Source organism: Micromonospora yangpuensis (genome assembly GCF_900091615.1).
Taxonomy (GTDB): Bacteria; Actinomycetota; Actinomycetes; order Mycobacteriales; family Micromonosporaceae; genus Micromonospora; species Micromonospora yangpuensis.
Genome location: NZ_FMIA01000002.1, coordinates 3,419,372 through 3,444,149, shown reverse-complemented (window position 1 = coordinate 3,444,149; position 24,778 = coordinate 3,419,372). Strand labels below are relative to the sequence as shown.

Sequence of the window (24,778 nt, the reverse complement as noted above, 5' to 3'; positions counted from 1 at the left end):
TCCCCGCCGACTCAGCCGGTCAGGCCGACGTCGCGGAACCGGATAGCCCGGTCGGTGCGGACCTGGTAGCCGCTCACCTGCGTCGACCAGCCCTGCACCACGTTCGGGTTGTACAGGTAGACGTAGCTGGCGTCGTCGACGATCTGCTTCGCCGCCTGCTGGTACGTCTGCCTGCGGGCCGCCTCGTCGGTCTGGGTACGGGCCTGGTCGAGCAGCCGGTCCACGGCCGGGTTGCTGTACTTGTGGAAGTTGAACGTCCCGCCGGTGCGGTGCTGGGCGTAGTAGAACTCGTCCGGGTCGATGTTGCCGAGCCAGCCCAGCAGGAACGCGTCGAAGGTGCCCTTGCCCTGTTCGTCGAGCCACTGGGCGAAGTCCAGGGTGCGGATCTTGACGTCGATCCCGATCTCGCCGAGCTGGGACGCGATGACCTGCGCGGCGCTGACCGTCTCGGGGTACTCGCTGGTCACCATCAGGTCCAGGCTCAGGTCGCGCACGCCGGCCTGGTCCAGCAGCTGACGGGCCTGGGCGACGTCGTGGCGGTACGGCGCGTACTCGTAGTACCAGTTGCTGCCCTGCGGGATGGCGGTCTGGTTCGCCGTGGCCTGACCGAACTTGGCCGCCCGGGTGATCGCCTCCCGGTCCAGGGCGAAGGCGACGGCCCGGCGGACCGCCACGTTGTCGAAGGGGGCCCGGCCCTGGTTGAGGGCGAGGTACCAGTAGTCGGTCGAGGGCGCCGACTCCACGGTGAGCCGGTCGTCCTGTTTGAGCGAGTCGACCTGCTGCGGGGGCAGGTTGTCGGTCCAGTCGACCTCGCCGCCGCGCAGGTTCTGCAGGGCCACCGTCGGGTCGGAGACGAAGGTGAACCGCACCCCGTCGAGCCGGGTCGGGCCCGCCCAGTAGTGCTCGTTGCGGGTCAGCTGGATGCTGTCGCCGGAGGTGTAGCTCGCCACCGCGAACGGCCCGGTGCCGACCGGCTTGGTGGTGATCTCGCCGGACTCGACGTTGGACTTCTTGACGATCGCCACGCCCTTGAAGCCACCGAGGTTGGCCAGCAGGTTCGGGGTGGGCGCGGTCAGGGTGACCACCACGGTGGCCGGGTCGGTGGCGGTCACCGACCGGACGGTCTCGAACTTGTACGCGGCGTTGAGCTTCCCGTCGATGATCCGGGTGTAGGAGTAGACCACGTCGTCGGCGGTCAGCGGTGAGCCGTCGGAGAACCGCACCCCCTCACGCAGGGTGAAGGTCCAGGTCAACTGGTCGTCGCTGGTGGTCCACCTCGTCGCCAACGCCGGTGCCATCTTCAGGTCGGCGTCCGGCTCGACCAGGGTGTCGTAGACGTTCTCCAGCACCTGGAAGCTGTAGTAGGCCGAGGTGCGGTGCGGGTCGAGCTGGTCCGGTTCGCCGCCGATGGCGGCGTTGAGGATCCCTCCGGTGCCGCCGGTCGGGTCGGCTCCCCCGACGTCGACGCTCTCACCGGAGCTGCAGCCGACCAACCCCACAAGGGAGAGTGCGACGAACGCTCCGACCAATCTGGATCTGGTCATGGACCTGCTCCCCCTCCGTCGACCGGACCCGCGACCCTGCCGCGTCCTGTCCGGTCTGCTTGCCCCACCCCGTCGGTCGGGCAAACCTGTTCGGCCAGGAACTCTCCCGCCGGCCGTCGTCAGCGGCACGTCCCGGCCACGTCGAGAGTCGGCCGGCAGTCGGTGCGGCCGTGGTCGGGGAACCGGCGGGCGCCGGCACCCTGTAGGCCGAGCACGTCGTCGGGATTGGAGTACGGGCACGAGGTCAGCGACAGACAGCCGCAGCCGATGCAGTCGGCGAAGCGGTCCCGCAGCGCGGTGAGTTCCTCGATCCGGCCGGTCAGCTCGTCGCGCCACTGCCGGGAGATCCGGGCCCAGTCCCGGGCGGTGGCCACCTGTCCCTCGGGGAACTGGTCGAGGGCCTCCTTGACCCGGCGCAGCGGCACCCCGAGCCGCTGGGCGGTGCGGATGAAGGCGATGACCCGCAGCGTGTCGCGCCGGTACTCGCGCCGGTTCGCACTGGTCCGGCGGCTGCGGATCAACCCGAGCCGCTCGTAGTAGTGCAGCGCCGAGACGGCCACCCCGGCCCGCTCGGCCACCTGTCCGGGCCGCAACCAGATCATCGTGGCGTCGAGCTGCGGCATGGCGTCCCCTCTGCGGTCCGGTGTCCTGACCCGCCCAGCCTCCGACCTCAACCGCGGTTGATGTCAACCCGGCAGGCGTGGAGGTCGCTCAGGTGCCCGCCAGGGCCGAGCGGACCAGCCCGGCCAGCCGGCGCAGCCCGTCGCCGGCCCAGATCGAGTGGTGGGTGCCGGGTACCAGGTGTTCGGTCAGGTCGGTCACGGTCGGCGCCCACCGCAGGTGCGGCCCGTCCGAGTCCGCGGCGACCAGGTGCACCACCGGGCCGTGGTACGCGCCGGTCACCTGGTAGCCGTAGGACGCCTCGACGTGGGCGTGGAACACCGCGTACCGCCCGGTCAGCAGTTCCTCGTCCAGATCCGGCGGCACGACGCCGGCGCGTACCGCCGCGGTGAAGACCGCCGCCGCGTCGGCGTCGGCCGGCAGCCCGGTCAGGACGCCGTCCAACGACGGTGGTGGTGTCCCGCCGGCGGCGAGCAGGTCGTGCAGGAACCGCTCGGCGATCTCCCGTTCGTCCGGCAGCGCGGCGAGGTGCGGCACACTGACGTCGACCAGCACCACCCGGGGCACCCGCGCCCCGGCCGCGGTGAGCCGTTTTGCCAGGTCCAGGGCGATGACCCCGCCGAGCGACCAGCCGAGCAGCAGGAAGTCCCCGGCCGGCCGGAACGCCCGCAGGGTGTCGGCGTACTCGGCGCAGAGCGCGGGCAGCGAGGTCACCGGCTCGCGGTCGTCGTCGAAGCCGGGGGCCTCGATGCCGTACACCGGACGGTCGTCGCCGAGGATCCCGGCCAGCGGCTGGTACGGGTACGCCGACCCGGAGCCGGGGTGCACGCAGAACAGGGGTGTCCCGCTGCCGCCGGTGGCCAGCGGGACGATCCGGTCGAGGTCGAGTGACGTCGTCACGCCTCGCTGCCCCCCGTCTTCTGGTCGACCGCCGCCGCGACCGCCCGCACGGTCGGGTTGCCGTACATCGTCCGGACGCTGAGCTTGATGCCGAAGCCCTTGTTGATCCGGCTGACCACCCGCATCGCCTGCAACGAGTTGCCGCCGACGGCGAAGAAGGACTCCTGCGCGCCGACGCCGTCGCGGGAGAGCACCTCGCCGAAGATGTCGGCCACCCGCTGCTCGGTCGGCGTCCGGGGCGCGTCGTCTGCGACGTCGGCCGTCGGACCGGCCGGGGCGGCACCGTCGCCGGGCCCCTCCAGGGTTTCCAGGCGCAGGTCGGCGCTCCACCGCACCCGCTCACCGGTGCGCACGACGTACCCGCCGGGGCGGAACGGGTCGGCGACGGCCTGCGGGTCGGTGCCGGTCGGCTCGACGACGCGCAGCAGCTCACCGGGCACCCCCCGGGGCAGCAGGTTCAGCGTCGGGTCGACGACGTAGACCGGTCCGGTCGCGTCGGCGTCCCGGCCGGCGGCGAGGAGCTGCTCGGCCTCGGCGCCGGCCACCAGCGCCAGCTGCGACAACCGCCGGTCCGGGTCGGCGGCGGCGCCGCGCAGGACCGTCTCCAGGTGGCCGAGCAGCGCCTCGATGCGCCACCTGTCGAACAGGTCGCTGGCGTACTCGACGTTGGCCCGCAGTCCGCCGCCGGTGTCGATGAGGTTGATCGCCATGTCGAAGCGGGAGGTGCGCGACTCCAGCGGCACGTACTCGGCGGTCACCTCGGGCAGGTCCAGGTTCTCCCCCGAGTTGCTCTCGCCGAGCAGTTGGAGGCTGACGTCGAACAACGGGTTGCGGTCGGCGTCACGCACCGGGCGTACCGCGTCGACCACCTGGTTGAACGCGACCTCCTGGTGCTCGTAGAGCTCCAGCGTGCCGTCGGCGACCCGGTCGATCAGCTCGCCGAAGGTCGGGTCCCCGGACAGGTCGGTGCGCAGCACCGTCATGTTGACGAACATACCGACCAGCGCCTCGAGCTCCGGTTCCGGCCGGCCCAGCATGGGCACCCCGACCGGTACGTCCACCGCGCCGGTGTAGCGGGAGAGCACCAGGTCGAACGCGGCGGCGAGCACCATGAAGGGCGAGGCGTTGTGGTCGTCGGCCAGCCGCTGGACGAGCCCGCGCAGGTCGGCGGGGAACTGCCGGATCAGCGTCGCGCCCCGGTGCTCGGCTGCGCCCGGGCGGGGCCGGTCGGCCGGCAGGTCCAGCACCGGCAGGCCGGCCAGCCGCTCCCGCCAGAACGCCAGATCCTCGGCGAGCACCGCACCGGTGAGCCGGTCCCGCTGGGCCTGGGCGTAGCCGGTGAAGTCCAGGTCGGCGTCGTCGAAGGTGGGCTCGCCGCCGGCGTACAGGCTCCGGTACGCCCCGGCCAGCTCGGTGTTGACCACCGCGGCCGACCAGCCGTCGGTGACGATGTGGTGGAAGCCCTGGCAGAACACGTACTCGTCGTCGGCCACCCGCAGCAGCGCGAACCGGCACAGCGGCCCGGCGGCCAGGTCGAACGGCTCGTCGCGGCGGGCGTCGATCTCGGCCCGGACCCGCTGCTCCCGCTCGGCCGGCGGCAGCGTACGCAGGTCGGTCACCGGCAGCGGCACCTCGCCGGCGGGGGTCACCCGCTGGTACGGCTCGCCCTCGACGTGGTCGATGGTCACCCGCAGCGCCTCGTGCCGGGCCACCACCAGCGTCAGGGCGCGGCGCAGCAGGTCCACCCGCAGCGGCCCGCGCAGCCGCCACACCATCAGCACGGTGTAGGTGGCCTCGCCGGGGGCGAGTTGGTCGAGGAACCACAGTTGTTCCTGGGCGAGGGAGAGCCGCCGGACCCGGGTGTCGGGGCGGTCGTCGGATCCGATGTCGACCGTCATGTCGTCCTCCTTGGGTCAGTCGGTGCCGGCCGGCGCGGGGTCGCCTACCGGTTCGGGCATCGTGCGTAGCCGCACCACCGACGACAGGGCCAGCGGTACGACCATCGCCGCCGAGCCGACCGCCACCACGGTCAGCGCGGCACGCAGGCTCATCGCGCCACCGATCAGGCCGGCGACCAGGCCGCCGAGCGCCGCCCCGCCGAACAGCAGGGTGCGGAAGGCCGCGTTCATCCGGCCCATCAGCGCGGTCGGGGTGCTGGTCTGGCGGATGGTCAGCTGCACCACGTTGGACAGCCCCGAGCCGAGGTAGCCCAGCAGCAGCGAGAGCATGAACAGGCCGACCACCACCGGCCGGGGGCCGTCGGCAAGCGGGATCAGCAGCGGGGTGGTGTAGATGGCGGCCAGGGCCACCCCGTAGACCAGGCCGACCGGGAACCGGCGGATGATCGCCCGGGAGACCAGGGCACCCACCAGCGCACCGACCGCCGACACCGACAGGATCAACCCGACGGTGGCTGCGTTCAGGCCCTTGTCCCGCACGGCGTAGAGCAGGAACAGCGTCGACACGCAGGTGAGGGAGAAGTTGGTGAACGGGGCCAGCAGGGCCAGCGGCCGCAGCAGCCGGTGGCCGAACACCCAGCGCACACCCTCGAGGAGTTCCCGGCCGACGTGGCGTTGCGCCGCCCGGGGCGGGGCCGGCTCCGGGGTGCGGATCCAGAGCAGCATGGCCAGCGAGGCCAGGTACGACAGGGCGTCGACCACCAGCGCGGTGGGCGGGCCGAGCCAGCCGATCAGCACCCCGGCCGCGCCGGGGCCGGCCACGTCGGCGGTGGACTGGGTGACGCCCATCTTCTGGTTGGCCTCGACGAACCGCGTCGGGTGCTTGACCAGGGTGGGCACGAACGACAGCCAGCTCACCTCGAACAGCACCGAGAAGATCCCGACCACACAGGCAATGACCATCAGGCCGCCGATGGGCAGCAGGTCGTAGAAGGCCAGCAGCGGCACCATCGCGATCGCGACCAGCCGGACGCTGTTGGCCAGCAGCATGATCGGCTTTCGCCGGTAGCGGTCCACCCAGACGCCGAAGAGCATCGCCAGGAACAGGTACGGCGCCCACTGCAGGAACCGCAGCAGACCCACCTGCTGGGCGGTGGCGTTGAAGTAGATCACCGCGGTCAGCGGCAGGGCCAGGTTGGTGATCTGGCTGCCGAACAGCGACAGCGCCTCGCCGGACCAGAACTTGAGGAAGTCCTGGTTGTGCCAGAGCGACCGGTCCGACGCGGCGGGGGGCTCCGGCGCGACGGTGCCGTCGGGGTGGTCCACGACGGTCATGGCAGTCTCCTCTCGCCGGTGCCGACCAGCTCACCCAGCCAGGACACGAACGCCGACGTGCGCAGGACCCCGGAGTGGCCGCCGGGGAAGCTGCGCACCGTGCAGGGCTGCTCGGTGTGCCGCCGCCAGGCGGTGACGCCGTCGGCCGGGGCCAACGTGTCGGTGTCGCCCCGGGCGGCGAGGATCGGGACCGGCAGCCGGGCTGCGGCGGTGGTGTCGAAGCCGGTGAGCAGCCGCATGTCGGTCACCACCGTCTCGGCGACGATCTCGCGCCAGTCGTCCGACGGGGCGGCGGCCAGCGCGTCGGGGTCGATGTCGGCCAGGTACGCCGCCGCGTCGGCGGGGGTGCCGGTGGCCCGCGTCGGCACCTCCAGCAGCGCGGGTGCGGTGGCGCCGACCGGCACCAGGGCACTGACCCGCACGGTCGGGGGCAGGCGCAGGGCGGTGGCGTACGCGACGTAGGCGCCGAAACTGTGCCCGAGCAGCACCGTGCCGGCGGCCCCCCGGTCGACGATCTGCTTCGCGCAGCCGTCGACGAGGGCGTCGAACGACTCCGCCGGCACGCCGAAGCCACGCCCGGTGCGGCCCGGGTAGCGCACCAGCCACGCCCCGGCGCCGACCGCGTCGACCAGGGGCTGGAACTCGCCGCCGAAGGAACCGGCACCGCAGAAGATCGCGATGTCGTCCACGGTCACCTCCCGGCCGGGGAGGTCACCGGTGCCGCCGGTCGCCGGCGCAGCCGCAGGAACACCAGGCAGAGCAGGGCGAACAGGGCCCAGCACAGCCACATCGGCGGGCCGGCCAGCAGGGTCACGGCGAGCACCGTCACGGCGCAGGCCACGCTCACCCACCGGGCCAGCTCGCCGGAGGCCAGTTTGGCGAACGCGGCGGCGCCGACGCCGTACAGCACGAAGTAGATGCCGCCGGAGACGACGAACAGCACCTGGAAGCCGACCAGTCCGCTGGTGGAGAGCACCACGATCGCGGTCAGGGCCGCCCCGACCGCCAGGACCGCGGTGACCGGGTTGCGGTCGTGCTCGCGGACCCGGCTCAGCGGCGCGGGCAGGTAGCCGCTGCGGGCCATGCCGAAGACCAGCCGGGACAACGCGAACACCGAGGCGCAGACGTTGGCGGTGATGCACGCGACGGCCAGCAGCAGCATGATCGGCCGGCCCAGGTCACCGAGGGCGTGCTGGGCGAGGATCAGCAGCGGCGCCGACTCCAGGGCCTTCTCGGCGGGGTCCACCACGGCGAAGAGGCTCAACAGCAGCAGCGCGTAGAGCGCCACCACGATCACGTACGAGGCGGCGAAGATCCGCGGGATGAGGTCGGGGCGCTTGTGTTCCTCGAAGGTGAACGCCACCGTCTCCCAGCCGGTGAAGGCCACGTACACGGCGGTGAGCACCGCGCCGAGGGTGCCGAAGCGGGGCAGCGTGGTGGCCGGTGCGGTCACCCCGTTGGCCTTCAGCGCGAAGACCGCGGTGCAGAGCACCAGGGCGAACAGCGCGACGATCAGGCCGACCTGCAGCCGGCCCGACACGTTGGCGCCCAGGCACGCCACCACCGTGGCACCGACCAGCACGGCCACCGGGAACACCCAGTTGAGGCTGGCCACGCCGGAGAACTCGGCGACGTAGCGGCCACCGGTGATGGCGGTCGCCGGGATGCCGGCCACCAGCGCCAGGGCGGCCAGCATCCCGGCGGTACGGCCGACCGCCGGGCCGAAGGTGATCCCGGAGTAGTGCGCGACCCCGGAGGCCGACGGGTGGTGCCGGCCGAGCCAGGCGTAGCAGTAGAGCAGCGGGACGACCGAGACCGCCGCGACGGCCCAGGGTATCCACGCCGACCGGCCCAGTTCGTGGTAGCTGGTGCCGGGCAGGATCATCATCCCGCTGCCCAGGATGGTGGCCAGCGCCACGAAGGTGCCGACCGTACCGCCCATCCTCCGCTGAAGATCGCTCACACCCGCTCCACCTGGTCGGTCAGGGCTCCGGTGACCACCCGTTCGAGCAGCCCTACCGATGTCTCGTCGATGCCGTGGCCGCCGTCGGTGACGATCACCTGGAAGTCGCCGTCGACCCGCCGCCACCAGTCGACGCACCGCTCGGGTGGGATGAACGCGTCGCCGCGCATGGACAGCAGGTGCAGGGTGGCGACGGCGTCGCCGGCGGCCACCTGCTCGGCCAGCCGGTCGGCGACCCGGGCCTCGTCGCGCAGCCCGTCGGCGATCTCGGCGAGCATGTCCTCGTCGTCGAGCAGGTCCTGCGGGAAGCCGTCGTGGGCCAGCAGGGTGCCGATCTCGGCGTCGGAGAGGTCGGTCATGGTCGGGATGCGGCCGGCCTGGTCCGGGCAGGGGGTGTTGACGGCCAGCACCCGCACCGGCAGCCCCAGCGCAGCGGCGAGGCCGTCGGCGATCCGGACCGCGGAGAGCCCACCCATGCAGTGGCCGAACAGCAGCACCCGGCCGACCGGGTGGTCCGCGGTGGCCTGCCGCAGCCGCTCGACGGTGGCCGCCCGCCACCGCCCCGACTCGACCGCGTCGACCGAGTCGGGGTTGGCCAGGGCCAGGTACACCAGGCCGCGCCGGGCGGCGAGTTTCTCCACCTGCTCCAGGGTGGTGCCGCCGGAGCCGGCCGCCGGGAACGCGGCGACCAGGTCCACGGGGTCGGCATGCGGGCTCATGCGCCGAGGTCCCGGGCCTTGACCACCTCGACCGGCAGTTCGGTCAGGCCCAGCATGAAGTTGGAGTGCAACCGTTGCGGGGTGCCCACCACGGTGAATGCCTTGTCCCAGGCGGCCAGTTCCTCGAGGAACATCTGAATCTCCAAGGTCGCCGCCGGTGCGCCGATGCAGCGGTGCACCCCCGCGCCGAAGGCGATCTGCTTGTTGTCGGGTCGGTCGATTATGAACGAGTCGGGGTTGTCGAACACCGTCGAATCGCGGTTGGCCGACATGTTCCACAGGGTGACGAAGCTGTCGGCGGGGATGGTGTACCCACCTATCTCGACATCGGAAACCGTCAACCGCTGGACATAACTGTTTGTCGAGGTCCAGCGCAGGAACTCGTTGGTGGCGACGTCGCTGGAGACGTTTCCGTCGACCAGTTTGCGCCACTGCGCGGGCTCGTCGTGAATGGTGCTCACGCAGAGGCTCGCCGTGTGCGGGGTGGTCTCGTTGCCGCCGACGGCCACGTTCAGGCCGTTGAGCAGCGCCACGTCCCGGGTCAGCTGGCCGGAGGCGACGCACTGCGCCAGGAAGCCGATCATGTCCTGGTCGTCGCCGGTGCGCAGCCGCTGGCCGATCAGGTCGTCGATGAAGTCCAGGACGTCGAGCTGGGCGTCGACAAGCGAGTCCAACGGGGAGTCCCCGACGTAGGCCTGGTCGCGGTAGCCGATCATCACCCGGGTGTGGTCCAGCAGGGTGGTGGCGTCGTCCGGGCCGATGCCGAAGAGCACCTCCAACACGCCCTTGGGCAGCGCGGGCGCCACGACGGTGCTGAAGTCGAGGCGGTCGCCCACCGACAGCTGACCCAGCGCGTCGCGGATGTTGCGCCGGACGGTCTCGCCGATGCGGGCCAGCATCGCCCGACTGAAACCGCTGGTCTTGATGGGTTTCTTGATGATGCCGTGGGCCGGTTCGTCGGCCACGATGAGCATCCGACCGGAGGCGGAGTCCTTCTCCGGCCGGTACGACCCGTCGACCATGGTGCCGTAGGCGGAACTGAGCCGGACGTGGTCGACGTAGGCGGTGTACACGTCGGCGTAGCGGGTCAACGCGTAGAACGCGTATCCGTCGGAACGGCGGTGCAGCGACACCGGGGCGTTCTCGCGCAGGTCGGCCAGGTAGGCGTACGGGTCGTCCTCGGCGAAGAACCGCGCCGAGTACAGCGGACTGTCCTCAACGACCAACATGCTGCGCTCCGATCAGCTCGACGATGCCCGCCGGGGTACGCCCGCCGAAGAACACGTGTCCGGGCACCTGGACGCCGGTCTGCTGGCGCAGCATCGCCCGGCAGCGCAGCACCGACAAAGAGTCGACACCGGCGGAGAAGATGTCGGTGTCCGGCGCGACCTCCTTGTCGGCCACCTTCCGCACGCAATCGATGATCATTTCTACCGAAATCCCGCTCACTTCGGTCCGTCCCTTTCTTCCCGGTGGAGGCTGATCAGGGCGGCGGTGTCGACCTTGCCGCCGGTCTTGGTGGGGAAACGCTCGATCAGGTGCACCCTGATCGCCGGTGAGAACTGCCGGACCACGGACTCGACGCCGACCTGCACGTCGCGGTCACCCGGGGTGTCGGCGGTGCGGACGAAGGCGACCGTCAGCCGCTCGTCCTGGACGACCCGACAGTCGAGCACGCCGGCCAGGCCGGTCACCCGGTGCTCCAGGGCGGCGGCGTCGACCCGTACCCCGTTGACCTTGATCTGGCTGTCGCGGCGGCCGGCGTAGACCAGGTCGCCGTCCTGGTCGTCGACCAGGTCACCGGTGCGGTACGACGGCCGGCCCTCGGGGTCGGTGAACCGGCGGCTGACCGTACCGTCGCGCAGGTAGCCCAGGCAGACCAGCGGACCGCCGACGACCAGTTCGGGCCGGTCGGTACCGGGCTCGTCGAGATCGCGCAGGGTCTGCTCGCAGCCGTCCAACGCCCGACCGATGGGGATCGTCGCCGACGGCAGGGTCTCCGGCAGGTCGTAGCGGTGGGTGGCGAAGGTCGCCTCGGTGGGGCCGTACAGGTTGACGAACCGGTTGGTCAGGCCGGCCCGGCGGGCCTGCCGGTAGGTGGTGGCCCGGAACTGCTCACCGCCGCTGAAGATCCACCCGATGCCCGCCAGGCACTCCGGCATCGCCTCGACCAGCGTGGCGACGACGGCGGCCGGCAGCAGCACCCGGTCGACGGCGTACTTCTCGACCAGTTCCGGCCAGGCGAAGACGTCCTCGTTGACGTTCGGCAGGCAGACCACCCGTCCGCCGACCGCGACCGCCTTCCAGGTGTCGAACCACCACCCGTCGTACGCCGACAGGGCGAAACTGCCGGCGGTCAGCCGGTCGGTCACCGGCACGTCCAGGCCCCGGCAGCCGAACAACGCCACCAGGTTGCCCCGGGTCACCGCGACGGCCTTGCGGCTGCCGGTGCTGCCGGAGGTGAAGTTGACCGCCACGACCTCGGCGGGGATCCGCTGCGGCGGCAACGACTCGGCCGCGCGTTCCCGTTCGTCGACGGTCGGTCGCGGCGCGACGGTCACCGCGAGGGTGAGCTCGGGCCGGACCAGGTCCAGCTCGGCCGGGCCGAGCGTGCCGTCGTCGGCGATCGCCACGCAGCCGGTCCGCCAGGCCGCCAGCTGACCCGCGAAGCAGCCCAGCTTCGCCGGGGAGCAGACCCGCACCACCCGGACCGGACCGGCCGAGGTGATGCGCTCCTCGATCGTCGCGGCCAGCGCGTCGACCTGCTCCCAGGTGTACTCGGTACCGTCCTCGACCCAGAGCGTCCCGGTCGACCGCCAGCGGTCGCCGTGGAGCAGGTCGTGCCACTCGTCGGTCACAGTCGCAACCCCAGTTCGTCGATGACCATGCTGATGCTGATCACGCTCAGCCGGACGTCCCACTTGTCAGGTGTCTGTGCCGCGACCAACGCGTCGAGCGCGTCCGGCCGGAACACGCCGCTGTCGGCGACCAGTTCCCGCCAGGCCGCCAGGGTGGGTTGGTCGGCGATCGCCGACAGGCCGTACGCGGTGAAGCCCTGTTTCGCCCGGTGCAGCACGGGCTGCGGGACGATCCCGTCGTAGGCCTGCTTGAGGCACGCCTTGCCCTCGAAGTCGACGACCTTCTGCGTGTCGGCGGTACGCAGCCCCAGGTCCACCACGGAGTTGCCGAGGAACGGGTAGCGGCCCTCGACCGAGTTGGCCATCAGCATGGTGTCCCCGTGGTCGCCGAGCAGGTGCCCGCCGAGCTGGACGTACACGTCGGCGATCGAGCGCAGCTGCATCGGGGTCAGCTCGCCCAGCTCGTGGTCGTCGAAGGGGATCAGCCGGTCCCGCCAGAACTCCTGGCCGGCCAGGGCGGCGGTGGTGCCCGGGGCGAGGCAGAGCTCCCGTCGGCGTTCGACCTTGCGCCAGTCGACCTCCCAGGCGAAGTCCGCCCGACCCCAGGCCTGCTCGTTCTCGGCGCGCGGATCGCGGGTGCGGCGACGGGCCCCGTCGAAGGCGTACGAGTCGTAGCCGAAGAACAGCTCGTCGGCGCCCTCGCCGGAGATCACCCCCTTGAGCCCGGTGAGCCGGACCTGCCGCGAGAGCATCAGGGCGGCCACGTTGTAGGTCTCCCGCTGCGGATAGCAGCAGTGCCGCACCATCTGCTCGAACTCCGCGGCGACGTGTGCGGGGCTGCACCGGATCTGGTGGTGTTCGCTGCCCACCGCGTCGGCCACCTCACGCTGGAACCGGCCCTCGTCCAACGCGGCGTCGTCGAAGAGCACCGAGAAGGTACGCGGCGGTTTCTCCTGCAGTCGGGCGGCCTCCATGACCAGCGTGGTGGAGTCGAAGCCGCCGCTGAGGTAGGCGCCGATCTCCACGTCGGCGCGCAGCCGGTCGGCCACCGCCCGCTGCACGGTGTCCCGGATCTCCTCGGCCGAGGCCGGCTGGTCGGCGACGGCGAACTCGCCGTAGCGCCAGTACCGCAGGGTCGTCGGGGTGTGCGCGCCGAAGCGGACCAGGCAGCCCGGTGGCACCGCTCGCACGCCGCGCACCAGGGTCCGGGGGGCCACCACGTTGCCCAGCGACAGGTACTGGTCGACCGCGCCGACGTCGAGGTGCCACTGCACGGGAACGCTGCTGACCAGCGGTTTCAGCTCCGAGCAGAAGTGCGTAAGGCCGTCGACGTCGGCGTAGTACAGCGGGCAGACGCCGAACCGGTCCCGGCCGAGGTACAGCTGGTTCTCCGCCCGGTCGAAGATGGCCGTGGCGAACTGCCCGTCGATCAGGGCGAGCCCGTCCGGGCCGTAGCGGGCGAACAGCTCCGGTACGACCGCCACGTCGACCCGGTTCGCCGGACGGGGACCGCCGAGCCGGGTGCGCAGCTCCGGCTCGTTGAACACCTCGCCGTTGGTCATCGCCACGTACCGCCCGCTGCGGTCCTCGGCGGGCTGCCAGCCGTCGGCGAGCGCGGTCATGCCGAGCCGGCCGAGCTTCATGGACAGGATCGGGGTGTTGAACGAGTACGTCTCGTCCGGTCCCCGGTGGACCAGCCGCGACTGCATCGCCGCGGTGACGCCCCGGTCGAGGGTCCCGTCGGGAGCGAAGGTCCCGCACAGACCGCACATCGTCACACGCTCCGTTCCGGCAGCCGGTCGGTCAGGGCCCGCAGGTCCTCGGCGCGCAGCACGTCACGGACCCCGACGTCGACCCAGCCCAGCTCCTTGAGCCGGGTGACCAGGACGACGGCCGAGGCGGAGTCGCCGCCGACGTCGAAGAAGTTGTCGTTCGGGCCGACGTCCTCCACGCCGGTGAGGGTCCGCACCAGGCGCAGCACCTCCTGGCCGGCGTCGGTGGCCGGGGCGGTGGGTCCACCCGTCTCGGCGGCGGCCAGCCGGCCCGCCTGCAGCGCGTCCCGGTCGACCTTGCCGTTGCGGGTGTGCGGGAAGACCTCCACCCGGGTGAAGACCGAGGGGATCTTGTACGGGTCGAGCTGGCCCTCCAGGTGTCGGCGGACCGCGCGGGCGTCGGCGTCGCCCTGGTAGTAGCAGACCAGGGCGGCCAGGTCGGCGGCGTCCGCGCCGTCGTGGGTCTCGGCCACCACCACCGCGTCGCGGACCTCGGGCAGCCGGCACACGGCGCTCTCGATCTCACCGGGGTCGAGCCGGTAGCCGCGTACCTTCACCTGGCGGTCGCGTCGTTCCACGTAGTACAGCCGGCCCGCGCGGGCCTCCACGACGTCACCGGTGTGGTAGGCGGCCGTCTCCCCGGGCGTGCCGAAGGGCTGTACGCCCCGTTCGGTGAGGTAGCCGGCGGCCACGCTGTTGCCGGTGATCACCAGCTCGCCCCGGGTGGCCGTGGCGGCCGGGTCGTCGAGGTCGCGGATCTGGTAGTCGCAGTCGCCCACCAGCTCGCCCAGCGGCACCGACTCGGCGCAGTCGTCGGCGTCGAGCGGGTCGGTAATCAGGTTGCACACGGTCGTCTCGGTCAGCCCGTACGCGTTGTGGAAGCTCGCCACCGTCGACCACCGGCGCAGCACGGCCGGCCGGCACGCGCCACCACCGTTGATCACGTGCTTGAGGCTCATCGCCGTGGTGGGTTCGGTAACGGTGAGCGCGAACGGGGTGGTCTTGAGGTGGGTGACGCCGAAACGCTCCAGGGTGTTCTGCAGCACCGGTCCGGGCGCGAGGTACGCCTCGTCCAGCACCACCAGGCGCGCCCCCGCGGTCAACGTCCAGAGGATCTCGGTGATGCAGCCGTCGAAGGTCAACCGGGCGAACTGCAGGGTCGTGTCGCCGGGGCTGATGCCCAGCCGGTCGACGTGGTCGCGGATCACCGCCGCCAGCGGGGCGGTACGGACCAGGACGCACTTCGGTTTTCCGGTCGAGCCCGAGGTCTGGATGGCGTAGCACAGCTCACCGGCGGCGAACGGGAGGTCCGTCGGGGCCGCGTCGGCACAGCGCCACCGGTCCGGCACCTCGGTCAGCCGTACCGGGTCGTCGCCCGCACCCGGACGCGCCAGCACCCGGACGCCGAGCAGGCGCAGCTTCTCGGAGTTCGACGCCTCGCTGTCGCGGCGGTCGACGAAGACGAACGGCCGGCCGGCGCGCATCGCCCCGACCATGGCCACGATCGCGCCGGCGCCCCGGTCGGCCTGGATGCCGACGAACTCGCCGGGCACGGTACCGGCCTCGATCCGGTGCGCGACGTCCTCGACGAGCTCACCGAACCTGCGGTAGCTGATGGTGGTGTCCACGGTGCGCAGGGCGTCGCGGTCCGGATGGTCGCGCACGGCGCGGGCGACTCCGTCGACGACGGACATCTGCAGGGTTTCCATCTCGCCTCGGCTTCCTCTCGGTTGGCGGACGCGCCGCGCGCGGGCGTCTGGAGCTGTCGTTCAGATCGACCGGACGTAACCGCCGTCGCAGGGGATCCCCACGCCGGTCAGGTACGCCGCCCGGTCACTGGCCAGGAAGGACACCAACTCCCCCACGTCCTGCGGGGTTCCGTACCGGCCCACCGGGATGGCGGCCAGCGTCGCGGTGCGTACCGCGTCGGGGTCGCTGCCGGCGCGGGCGGCGCCGGCGGCCTCGACCGACCGGAGCCGATCGGTGTCGATCTTGCCGGGGATGACGTGGTTGACCGTGATGCCGAACCGGCCCACGCTCTCGGCCAGCAGTTTCAGGTAGGACTGCACCGCGGCCCGGACCACCGAGGAGGCGGCCAGGCCGGTGATCGGCGTGGCCAGCGAGCTGGAGGTGACCGCGACCAGCCGCCCCCACCGGTTGTCCCGCATCGTCGGGAGCACCGCCTCGACCGCGCTGTGCAGCGACAGGAGCATCAGGTCGACCGCCTGCCGCAGCTGCTCGGTGGAGAGGCCCTCGACCGTGCCGGCCGCCGCGCCCGGCGAGTTGAGCAGCATGACGTCGTACGGTCCGGTCTCGGCGACCCGCTTGCCGACCTCGTCGGGTCGGGCGAAGTCGCAGGCGAACGAGGAGTGCCCGGTGCCGGGCAGGCCACCGGCCGTCTCGGCGGCCCGCGCCGGATCGGTGCCCTGCACGGTCACCGAGTGACCGTCGCGGGCCAGGCAGCGCGCCACCCCGAGACCGATCCCCCGGGTGCCGCAGAGCACCAGGGCACGTCGCCCGGCCGAGCCGTCCACCGTCATCTCCCCGCCCACCTGACCGTTCACCGGACCGGGTGGGTGAGCGTGCCGACGTGTTCCACCACGGCCTGGACCGTGTCGCCGGGGTTGATCACGGCGGCGCCGGGCGTGCCGGTGCAGATGACCGTGCCGGGACGCAGCGTCCGTCCGGCGCTGAAGTACTCCACCAGGTAGCCCAGGTCGTACTTCATGTCCGCCGGGGTGGCCGAGGCGATCTTCTCCCCGTTGCGCACCGTGGTGATCTGCAGGGACTGCAGGAGGTCGTCGCCGAACTCGTCCAGACCGACCAGCACCGGTCCCAGACTGCAGAAGGTGTCGAAGCCCTTGGCCCACGGGATGTAGCGGGGGTTCTCCCGGATCACGTCCTCGGCGGTCATGTCGACCACGGCGGTGACCCCGGCCACCACGGAGCGCCAGTCCTCGCGGGAGACGTTCTTGGCGGTGCGACCGACGACCAGACCCAGTTCCGCCTCGGCGGTCACCCTGGTGGACTGTCGGGGCAGCTCGATGGTGCCACCGTTGCCCACCAGGGTGCCGCTGGGCCGCAGGTACGAACCGGGACCGGAGGCGGGCTGGGAGGTGTTCAGGTCCTCGGAGTGGTGCCGGTAGTTGAGCCCGGCGCCCCAGATGTCGGCGTCGGCGTCGGCGATCGCCCCGGCCACCGCCAGGTCGACCTCGACGGTCTCCAGCCGGTCGACCTGGTCGTCGACGGCGGCGGCGATCGCGCGCAGCTGGGGTACGCCCACGATGTCGGCGAGGCGGGTGACGCTCTCGTATCCGGAAATGCTCGTCAGCCGGAACCAGGCGTCGTGACGCCCCACGACGATCTGCGTCGCTCCGGACTCTCCCACTCTGGCCAGTCGCACTGTCTTCTCCCGTGTCACGTCGGCTAGGCGGCGATCTTGTCCAGCAGCACGGCCCCGTTCGGGAAGCTGCTGGACGTGGTGGTGAAGGGGCTCGGGGCGGTGGTGAAACTGTTGGCCGCGGCGTAGAAGTCGGCCTTGCGGGCGCTCTGCCTGGCGATCCGGACCGCCGCCTCCATCAGGCACGCGGGGTCGGTGTCGCACTGGGCGGCCAGCTCCGCGATCAGCGGGAAGAAACCGGAGTGGATGCCGATGACCCCACCGAGCACCTGCATGGTGCGGTCCTCGGGAATGACGTCCATGTTGGCCCGGCAGTACTCGGCCAGCCTGGCCAGTTCCCGGTAGTCGAACAGGTCGTCCTGGGAGAGTTTGATGATGCCGGCCAGCGCCTCGATGGCCGCGTTGCCCGAGCCCCGACCGACGCCGTTGAGGGTGCCGTCCACCATGGTGGCGCCGGCCTCGATGGCGACCATGGTGTTGACGTTGGCCATGCCGAGGTTGTCGTGGCCGTGGAAACCCACGACCGGGAAGCGCTGCTTGACCGCGGCGACGTACCGCTGCACGTCGGAGGGGAGCATCGCGCCGTAGGAGTCGACCACGTAGACCCCGGCCACCGCCGGGCTCACCCCGTCGAGCATGTCGACGAGCTGGTCGACCGGGGTGGCGCTGGTCTTCATCAGGTTCAGGTAGACCTGTCCGCACAGGTCGGTGGCCCGGTTGAGGTAGTCCAGGTGCTGCCCGACCCGGTCGGGCTCCAGGCCGACCCGGACGAACGACATGCCCCGGTAGGTCATCTCGGCGATGGTCTCCAGCCGGGTGAACTCGGGTTGGGCGAACATGCCCCACGGTTTGTTCGTCAGGGTCGAGTTGGCAAGTTCGCACCAGCGGTGGTGGTTGATGCTGCCGGCCTTGGCCCCGGCCCGCTCCGCCTCCAGCCCGATCCCGTGGCCGATCTCGACCCGCGGTATTCGGCTCTCGTTCAGATTGGCGAGAAGATGGGACACGAAGCCCTCGTCGAAATTGAAGTCGACGGCGTACGAACCTTCGCGCAGTGTGCAGTCGAGCAGCTCGACGCCCGACTTGTCTGCGAGCAGACCACTTGCCAACAACATTCCGTGCACCCCTCGATCGAAACGTCGCCCGCCACACCGCGGGCCCGTTTGACGTACTGACTGATGATTGGATCGGCACAGCAGCAATGACGTATGCCAATCTGCCACTTTGCCCGATTTACGTTTTCGCGGACCGACCTCCTCTCTGGGGCGACTTCTTTCGGGCAGGATTCAGCTGCGCCTCGACAGCGCCTCGGCAAAGCTCGAAAGTTTCGTCCCCGCCTTTGGTTCGGTCAATCTCTATTGCTGTAAGCGAGATTATGGCCCGCCGTCGATGCCCGCAAGACTCCGCCCCCCGTGGGAATGGCGCGTTCTGCACAACCGTCCTCCAGACTTCTGGTTTAGCCCGACGAGACAGCGTGTGACGTGCGCGAATGTGACCGACCGCCGGACGCCGAACGGTGCACTCGACTGTGGACGAAGCCCCGACCGAGAACTGCGACCGTTTCCGCAGAATGTCGATAGCTGACCGTTTACCGCCCGGAAATCTGGGTACCGGGCCCGGTTCTGTCGATGACCACGCGGGTGGACGGCGCCGCCACCACTGGCGTGACCCCGCCCACGTCCAGGCGAAATCCCAGGTCAGCGTCGAACCAACCGCCGTCGGCAGCCGTTTGACCGGCGACTGTCCGGGGGTAGTGCCGAGCACCGAACCGGCCCGCCCGGTGATCGACACCGGGTGGTACCGGTCGGAGCGGAAAGAGGACCGAACAGATGCGCCACTGGTGGAGGTCGGCCGGCCGACGGTTGCGGCAGGACTGGATGCGGGTGGTCGAGGCGGCGGTGGCCGCCACCATCGCCTGGTTCGTCGCCGCCCGACTGATCGGGCACCCGGACCCGTTCTTCGCCCCGACGGCCGCGCTGGTCGTCCTGGGCGAGGCGCGGGGCAAGCGGATCCGGCAGAGCGTCGAGATCATCCTCGGGGTGGCGGCCGGGGTGCTGGTGGCCGAACTGGCCGTGCAGGCGCTCGGCTCCGGCACGGTTGCCGTCTTCACCGTGCTTGCCCTGACCATCGGTCTGATGACCGCCATCGGGGCGAGCAGCACCCTGGTCGTGCAGGCCGCGGTCTCGGCCCTCTACCTGGTCGCGGTGGCCGCGCCGGCGGGCAACCTCGTGCCGTTCCGGTTCGTCGACGCGATGGTCGGCGGTGCGGTGGCGCTGGCCGTGGCCCAGTTGCTGGCCCTCCGCAGCCCCCTGGACGAGCTGGTCACGCAGGTACGGCAGTCCTTCGCCGACCTGCACGAGGTGCTGCACGAGATCAACGGATCCCTGCAGCGGTGCGACGAACCGGCCGCCCAGGCGGCGCTGGAGCGGGCCCGGGAGGTGGACGGCTGCGTGGAGCGGCTACAGACCGCCGTGTCGGCCGCGGCCGAGTCGCTGCGGCTGGGGCTGCGGCACCGCCGCCGGATCGACCAGGTACGCCAGGTGCAGGCCTCGGCCCGGCAGCTCGACTACGCGGCCCGCAACATCCGGGTGCTGGCCCGCGCCGGGGCGACCCTGGCCCGGCAGCACACCGCCACCCCACTGGAGCTGGGCGACGCGATCCGGGCACTCGCCGAGGCCGTCCACGCCGCGGGCGAGGCACTCGCCACCGACCTGGCCTGCCGCGCCGACGCCGACCGGCACGCCGAACAGGCCGACACGGCGGCCCTGCGGGCGGTACGGCTGGCCGCCGGGCTGCTCGACTCGGACCAACCGCTGCCGGTGACCATGATCGTCGGCCAGATCCGGGCCACCGCCATCGACCTGATGCGCGGGGTGGGTCAGGACGCCGGCGGGGTGCTGGACCGGGTGGACGAGGCGCTGGGCCTGACCGGCGTCGACCGGCCGGGCGGCCAGGAAGCAGGGCCGGGCGGTCAGGAACCGTCGAAACGGTCGGTCAACGCGTAGCGCAGCAGCACCACGTCGCCGAGTTGACGGACCTCGGCCAGCCGGGCCCGGCTGCCGGAGTGCCAGGGGAAACTGCCGTCACCGACGAACCGGGGCGCCCGGCGGTCACCGACGAAGAAGGGCGCGACCACCAGGTGCAGCTCGTCGGCGAGGCCGGCGGTGAGGAACTGCGCGTGCATCGACGAGCCGCCCTCCACCATCAGCCGACGCACCCCCCGGGCGGCCAGGTCACGCAGGGTCCGCCCCAGGTCCACCGGGTCACCCATCTCCACCACGCTGGCCAGGTGGCCGAGGCGTTCCTGGGCCTTGGCCACCGCCGACGACGCGCAGTAGACGATCCGGTCGGTCTCGCCGGTGGTGAAGAACCGCGCCTGCGGGTCCAGGTCACCCCGGCCGGTCACGGTGACCCGTACCGGTGAGGCCGGTCGCCCGGCGGCGACCCGCGCGCGACGCCGCCGGGCCGAGCGCACCAGCAGCCGCGGATCGTCCCGGCGGACCGTCTGCGCGCCTACCAGGATCGCGTCACAACTGGCCCGGACCGCGTCGATGCGGTCCAGGTCCTCGTCGTTGGAGAGCATCAACCGCTCCTCGGTGGCGTCGTCGATGTACCCGTCGATCGAGGCCGCACAGCTGAGCAGTACGTACGGTCGCTCACCCACCGACTCGGCTCCCCCGCCCGGCACCGCTGATCCCGGACCCGGCCGCCGCGCCGCTCAACCCACGAAGGGCAGGTCGGCGGTACGGGCCCGGCTGGCCTTGGCGGCCAGGTACTCCGCGTTGGCCGGGGAGAGGAACACCCCGGTCGGCACCACCTGGCTGACCGTGATGCCGAGCTTGTCGAGCTGCTCGGCCTTGTCCGGGTTGTTGCTCAGCAGGTCGATCCGGGACACCCCGAGGGTGGCCAGCATCTGGGCGGCGACGGTGTAGTCCCGCTCGTCCTCGCCCCGGCCCAGCGCCACGTTGGCCTGGTAGGTGTCCAGTCCGGCGTCCTGCAACGCGTAGGCGTCGAGCTTGGCGTACAGGCCGATGCCCCGGCCCTCCTGCCGCAGGTAGAGCAGGAAACCGCCGACCTCGGCGATGCGTTCGACCGCCTCCCGCAGCTGCGGGCCGCAGTCGCACCGCTGGCTGCCGAACACGTCACCGGTCAGGCACTCGCTGTGCGGACGTACCAGTGTCGGTGGCCCGTCCGCGGCCGCCTGACGTTCGACGGCGCCGGCCCAGTCACCGAGACCGAGCGCGAGGTGCTCCCGACCGTCCACCAGCGCCTCGAAGGTGAAGACGCGGGCGGTGGTGGCGTACCCGTCGGGGAAGCAGAGCGGCACGGTGACCTGGGTACGGACCGTTGCGACAGGCATTTCGTACATGGGGCTCCTTGTCAGACGCTGCCGGCCACGCCGACACCTTTCGTACCGGTGTACGGATACTCAACCATCCGTCACGGGTTCTCGCAGGACAGGCCGCCGGAACCGCCAGGCCAGCAGCACGGCGGCACCGGGCAGGCTGGACACCAGCACCAGCGCCCCGTACACCATCGCGGTGGCCACGCCCTCGGCGGCGCTCAGGCCGGCGGCGGCGAACGCCCACGCGGCCACCCCCTCGCGGGGGCCGAACCCGGCGACGTTCAGCGGCAGGCCCATGGCGAGCAGGGCCAGCAGGATCAGCGGCACCAGCCGGGACAGTGGCGCCTCGGCACCCACGGTCCGGGCCGCGACCAGGAAGGTGGCCAGGTGGCCGGCGACGGCCAGCACCGAGGCCACCAGCACCCCGGGCCAGGTCCGCCCGGCCAGCAGCCCACCGCGTACGTCGGCGACCGAGGCCCGCACCGCCCGGGCCCACCGCGACGGCCCGGAGCGGGGCAGCAACCGGGCCAGCAGGACCAGGCCGAGCAGGACCAGTGCCGACACCACCAGTGCCGCCGGCAGGAACCGGCGCACCGGTGACGGCAGGGTGCCGAGCACCAGCACCGCGACCGCGACCAGGACGACCTGCCCGGCGACGCGTTCCCACACCACGGCCCGCACGCCCCGGCCGAGGTCGCCGACGTCGCGGCCGTGGCGTACCGCGCGGTGCACGTCGCCGAGCACCCCGCCGGGCAGCGTGGCGTTGAGGAAGACGGCACGGTAGCAGTGCGCCACCGCGGTGCCCAGCGGCAGCCGGACGCCCAGGCCGCCGGCGACCAGGCTCCACCGCCAGGCGCAGCACAGCGTGGTCAGCGCGCCGAGGCCGAGCGCCGCGGCGAGGACCGGCGCGTCGATCAGGCGCAGCCCGGCCAGGACCGGGCCGCTGCCGACCTGCCAGACCAGCAGGCCGAGCAGGGCCAGGCCGCCGACGGTACGCAGCCACGCGCCACGGGAGGAGGTCCGCGACCGCTCACCGCCCGCCACCCGAACCTCCCGAAGATCATGAACCTCACCCGCAGGTACGCGGGCCGGGGCCGAAGGGTTCACCCGCCGGCCGGCCCGGACGGGGAGCCCACCGCGGCGCCGGCGAGCAGGTCGGCGTGCTCGACCACCACCCGCAGCCGCCCGTCGGCGGCCTCGGCCCGGCGCCGACGCGTGTACCCGTCGGCCGCCGCGGCCAACTCCGGCCGCTGCTCGACGGCGGCGGTCAGCCACTCGGTGAGCCACCGCACCGCCAGCGCCGCCTGGTCCGCGCCGAGCAGCCAGTCGCTGGAGCGGACCTGGACGTCGACCCCGTGCCGGGTGAAGGCCGCCACGCAGGCCTCCACCGCGTCCGGCCCGAGCAGGCGCCGGCCATCCACGGTACGCCGCTGGTGGGCGTTGAACGCGGCGTTGAACTCGTCGTCGAGCGGATCAGCCGGCTCGATGCGCACCCGGCCGACGACCGAGACCATGAACAGTGCCGGAACGCCGGCGCCGGCGCAGGCCGCGACGATCCGCTCCAGTTCCTCGGCGGTGAGCATGTCCAGCAGCGCGGAGGCGGTGACCAGGTCGGCGGCGGCCAGGTCGGCGGCGGTGAGCCGGGAGATGTCGCGCCGACAGGGCTCGGCGGTGACCGGTGCGCCGTCGGCGGCCGTGGTCACCATGCCGGCGGCGGCCCGGGCCAGCAGGTCGTCGTCGCGGTCGTAGAGCACCCAGTGCTGCGGGCCGGCCAGCCGGGGGGCCAGCCACCGCCCCATCGAGCCGGTGCCGGTGCCCAGGTCGTGGACCGACCGGATGGCCCCGCCGGCCGGCGGGGTGCGCAGCGGCTCGACGAGGTCGGCCGCGCGGGCGGCCGCGTCGGCGGCCTCCCGCAGCCCCAACCAGTCCGCGAAGGTGAGGTGCTCGGTCATGTCGCCTCTTCCAGAACCTGTGCGATGACGGCCGACGGGTGCGACCAGTCGGTGAGGGTGTCGCGGCGGCGGTGGGCGGCCTGCCGCAACCGGGTCCGTAGCGTGTCGTCGTCGAGCCAGCGGCGCAGCGCCTCGGCCAGCGCCGCCGGCTGCCCGGCTGGCACCAGCAGGCCCGGCCGCTGCCCGTCGGCGGTCTCCCCCAGCGCCTCGGGTACCCCGCCGACGGAGCTGGCCAGCACCGGCAGGCCCCGGGCCAGCGCCTCGGTGACCACCATCCCGTACGTCTCGGCGTGCGAGGGCAGCACCAGCAGGTCGGCGGCGGCGTACGCGGCGGCGAGCCCACCTGCGGTACGCGGGCCGACCAGGTGTATCCGGGCGTCGAGCCGGTGGGCCCGGATCAGCGCGCGGACCCGGTCGACGAAGCCCGCATCGACGGTCAGCGACCCGACCAGGGTGCAGCTCCACCCGTCGTCGTCGAGCGCGGCGAGGGCCTCGACCAGCACGTCCTGCCCCTTGTGCGGGGCCAGGGCGGCGACACAGAGCAGCGCCGAGCCGGTGTCGCTGCCGGTGGCCGGCGGCGCGGGGTCCACCCCGGGGCGGGCGACCCGGACCCGGTCGGCCGGCAGCGCGTACCGGTCGAGCAGTTCGCGTCGGGTCCACCCGCTGGTGGTGACCACCGCCGCCGCCGTGGCCAGGGCGCGGGCCTCGGCGTCGTCGTGCAACGGCATGTGCACCAGCACGACCAGGCGCAGCCGGTCGGCGTGCGCGGCGAGGACCGCCGGCACCGTCGAGGCGACCAGCCCGTCCAGCAGCACCACGCCGCCCACCGGCAGCCCGGCGAGCACCCGGTCCAGGGCGCTGCGGGCCGGCTCGTCGGGGTGCGGCCAACCGCCCGCCAGGGCGTGTTCCCGTACCGTCCAGCCGGCGGCGGTGAGCCCGGACAGGACCCGCCGGTCGTAGTGGTTGCCGCCGCTGGGGGTCCCCGGGTCGTCGATGTCGCCCGGCAGCACCACGTGCACCACGCGGGGCCCGACGGGACCTCGACCGGCGTCGGGCTCCGTGCCGCGCACGGGTCAGAGGGTCCGCTCGTAGCTGCACCAGGCCACGTGCGACTCGTGCAGGGTGACGGTGATGCCGGCCAGGTCGCGGGCCGACTCGCCGAGGGCACCGGCGTGCGCCCGGTCGGCGAGGCGGTCGGCGATGGTGCGGGCGAGGACCTCGGTGGTGGTGTTCTGCCCGGCGAAGTCGGGCTCGTCGTCGAGGTTGCGGTAGTTGAGCTGCGCCAGGACGGCCTTCAGCTCGTCGGTGACCAGGCCGATGTCGGCCACGATGCCGTTGTCGTCGAGCTCGGCCCGGCGCAGCGTGGCGTCCACCACGAACGTCGCACCGTGCAGCTTCTGGGCCGGGCCGAACACCTCGCCCTGGAAACTGTGGGCGATCATGATGTGGTCCCGAACGGTGACGCTGAACATGG

23 protein-coding genes are annotated in these 24,778 nt (G+C 72.2%); 1 reads left to right on the top strand and 22 read right to left on the bottom strand.

Annotated elements, in window-relative coordinates; all coding sequences use genetic code 11:
• Positions 1-11: 11 nt before the first annotated feature.
• The 16 genes from GA0070617_RS15490 to GA0070617_RS15415 all read right to left on the bottom strand — a co-directional run bounded on the left by GA0070617_RS15490 (position 12) and on the right by GA0070617_RS15415 (position 18,122).
• A complete protein-coding gene (locus GA0070617_RS15490; protein WP_091438285.1) occupies positions 12-1,544 on the bottom strand; it encodes an ABC transporter substrate-binding protein in 1,533 nt (510 codons plus the stop codon).
• 119 nt (positions 1,545-1,663) lie between these two features.
• A complete protein-coding gene (gene soxR / locus GA0070617_RS15485) occupies positions 1,664-2,167 on the bottom strand; it encodes a redox-sensitive transcriptional activator SoxR (protein WP_091438280.1) in 504 nt (167 codons plus the stop codon).
• Positions 2,168-2,255: 88 nt separating this feature from the next.
• Positions 2,256-3,065 carry a thioesterase domain-containing protein gene (locus GA0070617_RS15480; protein WP_091438276.1) on the bottom strand — a complete coding sequence of 270 codons (810 nt, stop codon included), beginning with the start codon at positions 3,063-3,065 and terminating at the stop codon, positions 2,256-2,258.
• Positions 3,062-4,963 carry a condensation domain-containing protein gene (locus GA0070617_RS15475; RefSeq protein ID WP_091438271.1) on the bottom strand — a complete coding sequence of 634 codons (1,902 nt, stop codon included), beginning with the start codon at positions 4,961-4,963 and terminating at the stop codon, positions 3,062-3,064. The genes GA0070617_RS15480 and GA0070617_RS15475 overlap by 4 nt, the downstream gene beginning before the upstream one ends.
• 15 nt (positions 4,964-4,978) lie before the next feature.
• Positions 4,979-6,298, bottom strand: coding sequence for an MFS transporter (locus GA0070617_RS15470; RefSeq protein ID WP_091438267.1), 1,320 nt, complete (start codon positions 6,296-6,298; stop codon positions 4,979-4,981).
• Entirely contained in the window at positions 6,295-6,987 is a 693-nt protein-coding gene (locus GA0070617_RS15465) for a thioesterase II family protein (RefSeq protein ID WP_175440549.1), read from the bottom strand. Before GA0070617_RS15465 ends, GA0070617_RS15470 begins: the two co-directional genes overlap by 4 nt.
• A gap of 2 nt (positions 6,988-6,989) precedes the next feature.
• Positions 6,990-8,261: an APC family permease gene (locus GA0070617_RS15460; RefSeq protein ID WP_217628823.1), complete on the bottom strand. Its 1,272-nt coding sequence runs from the start codon at positions 8,259-8,261 to the stop codon at positions 6,990-6,992.
• The gene (locus GA0070617_RS15455; protein WP_091438257.1) at positions 8,258-8,980 is read right to left on the bottom strand and encodes a thioesterase II family protein; all 723 of its coding nucleotides are present in this window, start codon (positions 8,978-8,980) and stop codon (positions 8,258-8,260) included. Before GA0070617_RS15455 ends, GA0070617_RS15460 begins: the two co-directional genes overlap by 4 nt.
• The gene (locus GA0070617_RS15450) at positions 8,977-10,209 is read right to left on the bottom strand and encodes a cytochrome P450 (protein WP_091438254.1); all 1,233 of its coding nucleotides are present in this window, start codon (positions 10,207-10,209) and stop codon (positions 8,977-8,979) included. The genes GA0070617_RS15455 and GA0070617_RS15450 overlap by 4 nt, the downstream gene beginning before the upstream one ends.
• The gene (locus tag GA0070617_RS15445; protein WP_175440548.1) at positions 10,196-10,393 is read right to left on the bottom strand and encodes an acyl carrier protein; all 198 of its coding nucleotides are present in this window, start codon (positions 10,391-10,393) and stop codon (positions 10,196-10,198) included. Before GA0070617_RS15445 ends, GA0070617_RS15450 begins: the two co-directional genes overlap by 14 nt.
• A 32-nt stretch (positions 10,394-10,425) precedes the next feature.
• A complete protein-coding gene (locus tag GA0070617_RS15440; protein ID WP_175440547.1) occupies positions 10,426-11,838 on the bottom strand; it encodes an AMP-binding protein in 1,413 nt (470 codons plus the stop codon).
• On the bottom strand, positions 11,835-13,610 hold the full coding sequence (asnB, locus tag GA0070617_RS15435) for an asparagine synthase (glutamine-hydrolyzing) (protein WP_091438243.1): 1,776 nt from the start codon (positions 13,608-13,610) through the stop codon (positions 11,835-11,837). Before asnB ends, GA0070617_RS15440 begins: the two co-directional genes overlap by 4 nt.
• Before the next feature lie 2 nt (positions 13,611-13,612).
• Positions 13,613-15,319, bottom strand: a complete 1,707-nt coding sequence (locus GA0070617_RS15430; RefSeq protein WP_217628822.1) for a non-ribosomal peptide synthetase — start codon at positions 15,317-15,319, stop codon at positions 13,613-13,615.
• A gap of 60 nt (positions 15,320-15,379) precedes the next feature.
• On the bottom strand, positions 15,380-16,174 hold the full coding sequence (locus GA0070617_RS15425; protein WP_091438239.1) for an SDR family oxidoreductase: 795 nt from the start codon (positions 16,172-16,174) through the stop codon (positions 15,380-15,382).
• Complete coding sequence (locus tag GA0070617_RS15420; protein WP_091438234.1) at positions 16,171-17,013, bottom strand: fumarylacetoacetate hydrolase family protein; 843 nt, start codon at positions 17,011-17,013, stop codon at positions 16,171-16,173. Before GA0070617_RS15420 ends, GA0070617_RS15425 begins: the two co-directional genes overlap by 4 nt.
• A gap of 23 nt (positions 17,014-17,036) precedes the next feature.
• Positions 17,037-18,122, bottom strand: coding sequence for a beta/alpha barrel domain-containing protein (locus GA0070617_RS15415; protein WP_091438230.1), 1,086 nt, complete (start codon positions 18,120-18,122; stop codon positions 17,037-17,039).
• Positions 18,123-18,836: 714 nt separating this feature from the next.
• On the opposite strand from GA0070617_RS15415, the gene GA0070617_RS15410 reads away from it, so the two are divergent.
• Positions 18,837-20,012 carry an FUSC family protein gene (locus tag GA0070617_RS15410; RefSeq protein WP_091438227.1) on the top strand — a complete coding sequence of 392 codons (1,176 nt, stop codon included), beginning with the start codon at positions 18,837-18,839 and terminating at the stop codon, positions 20,010-20,012.
• Here the strand turns inward: GA0070617_RS15410 and GA0070617_RS15405 are convergent.
• From GA0070617_RS15405 to GA0070617_RS15380, 6 genes are all read right to left on the bottom strand, one after another.
• Positions 19,979-20,671, bottom strand: a complete 693-nt coding sequence (locus GA0070617_RS15405; RefSeq protein WP_091446459.1) for a RibD family protein — start codon at positions 20,669-20,671, stop codon at positions 19,979-19,981. The genes GA0070617_RS15410 and GA0070617_RS15405 overlap by 34 nt on opposite strands.
• Before the next feature lie 54 nt (positions 20,672-20,725).
• Positions 20,726-21,367, bottom strand: a complete 642-nt coding sequence (locus GA0070617_RS15400; protein WP_373868349.1) for a GTP cyclohydrolase II — start codon at positions 21,365-21,367, stop codon at positions 20,726-20,728.
• A gap of 69 nt (positions 21,368-21,436) precedes the next feature.
• Positions 21,437-22,396, bottom strand: coding sequence for a lysylphosphatidylglycerol synthase domain-containing protein (locus GA0070617_RS15395; RefSeq protein ID WP_091438221.1), 960 nt, complete (start codon positions 22,394-22,396; stop codon positions 21,437-21,439).
• A 59-nt stretch (positions 22,397-22,455) separates the two neighbouring features.
• Complete coding sequence (locus GA0070617_RS15390; RefSeq protein ID WP_091438218.1) at positions 22,456-23,304, bottom strand: methyltransferase domain-containing protein; 849 nt, start codon at positions 23,302-23,304, stop codon at positions 22,456-22,458.
• On the bottom strand, positions 23,301-24,374 hold the full coding sequence (locus tag GA0070617_RS15385) for a glycosyltransferase family 4 protein (RefSeq protein ID WP_229688353.1): 1,074 nt from the start codon (positions 24,372-24,374) through the stop codon (positions 23,301-23,303). Before GA0070617_RS15385 ends, GA0070617_RS15390 begins: the two co-directional genes overlap by 4 nt.
• A 3-nt stretch (positions 24,375-24,377) precedes the next feature.
• On the bottom strand, positions 24,378-24,776 hold the full coding sequence (locus GA0070617_RS15380) for a 6-pyruvoyl trahydropterin synthase family protein (RefSeq protein WP_091438216.1): 399 nt from the start codon (positions 24,774-24,776) through the stop codon (positions 24,378-24,380).
• Positions 24,777-24,778: the final 2 nt, after the last annotated feature.

Coding starts and splice junctions, on each gene's coding strand:
- GA0070617_RS15490 (WP_091438285.1), bottom strand. CDS start 1,544: ATGACCAGATCCAGATTGGTCGGAGCGTTCGTCGCACTCTCCCTTGTG.
- soxR (WP_091438280.1), bottom strand. CDS start 2,167: ATGCCGCAGCTCGACGCCACGATGATCTGGTTGCGGCCCGGACAGGTG.
- GA0070617_RS15475 (WP_091438271.1), bottom strand. CDS start 4,963: ATGACGGTCGACATCGGATCCGACGACCGCCCCGACACCCGGGTCCGG.
- GA0070617_RS15470 (WP_091438267.1), bottom strand. CDS start 6,298: ATGACCGTCGTGGACCACCCCGACGGCACCGTCGCGCCGGAGCCCCCC.
- GA0070617_RS15455 (WP_091438257.1), bottom strand. CDS start 8,980: ATGAGCCCGCATGCCGACCCCGTGGACCTGGTCGCCGCGTTCCCGGCG.
- GA0070617_RS15450 (WP_091438254.1), bottom strand. CDS start 10,209: ATGTTGGTCGTTGAGGACAGTCCGCTGTACTCGGCGCGGTTCTTCGCC.
- asnB (WP_091438243.1), bottom strand. CDS start 13,610: ATGTGCGGTCTGTGCGGGACCTTCGCTCCCGACGGGACCCTCGACCGG.
- GA0070617_RS15430 (WP_217628822.1), bottom strand. CDS start 15,319: ATGGAAACCCTGCAGATGTCCGTCGTCGACGGAGTCGCCCGCGCCGTG.
- GA0070617_RS15415 (WP_091438230.1), bottom strand. CDS start 18,122: ATGTTGTTGGCAAGTGGTCTGCTCGCAGACAAGTCGGGCGTCGAGCTG.
- GA0070617_RS15410 (WP_091438227.1), top strand. CDS start 18,837: ATGCGCCACTGGTGGAGGTCGGCCGGCCGACGGTTGCGGCAGGACTGG.
- GA0070617_RS15400 (WP_373868349.1), bottom strand. CDS start 21,367: ATGCCTGTCGCAACGGTCCGTACCCAGGTCACCGTGCCGCTCTGCTTC.
- GA0070617_RS15390 (WP_091438218.1), bottom strand. CDS start 23,304: ATGACCGAGCACCTCACCTTCGCGGACTGGTTGGGGCTGCGGGAGGCC.
- GA0070617_RS15380 (WP_091438216.1), bottom strand. CDS start 24,776: ATGTTCAGCGTCACCGTTCGGGACCACATCATGATCGCCCACAGTTTC.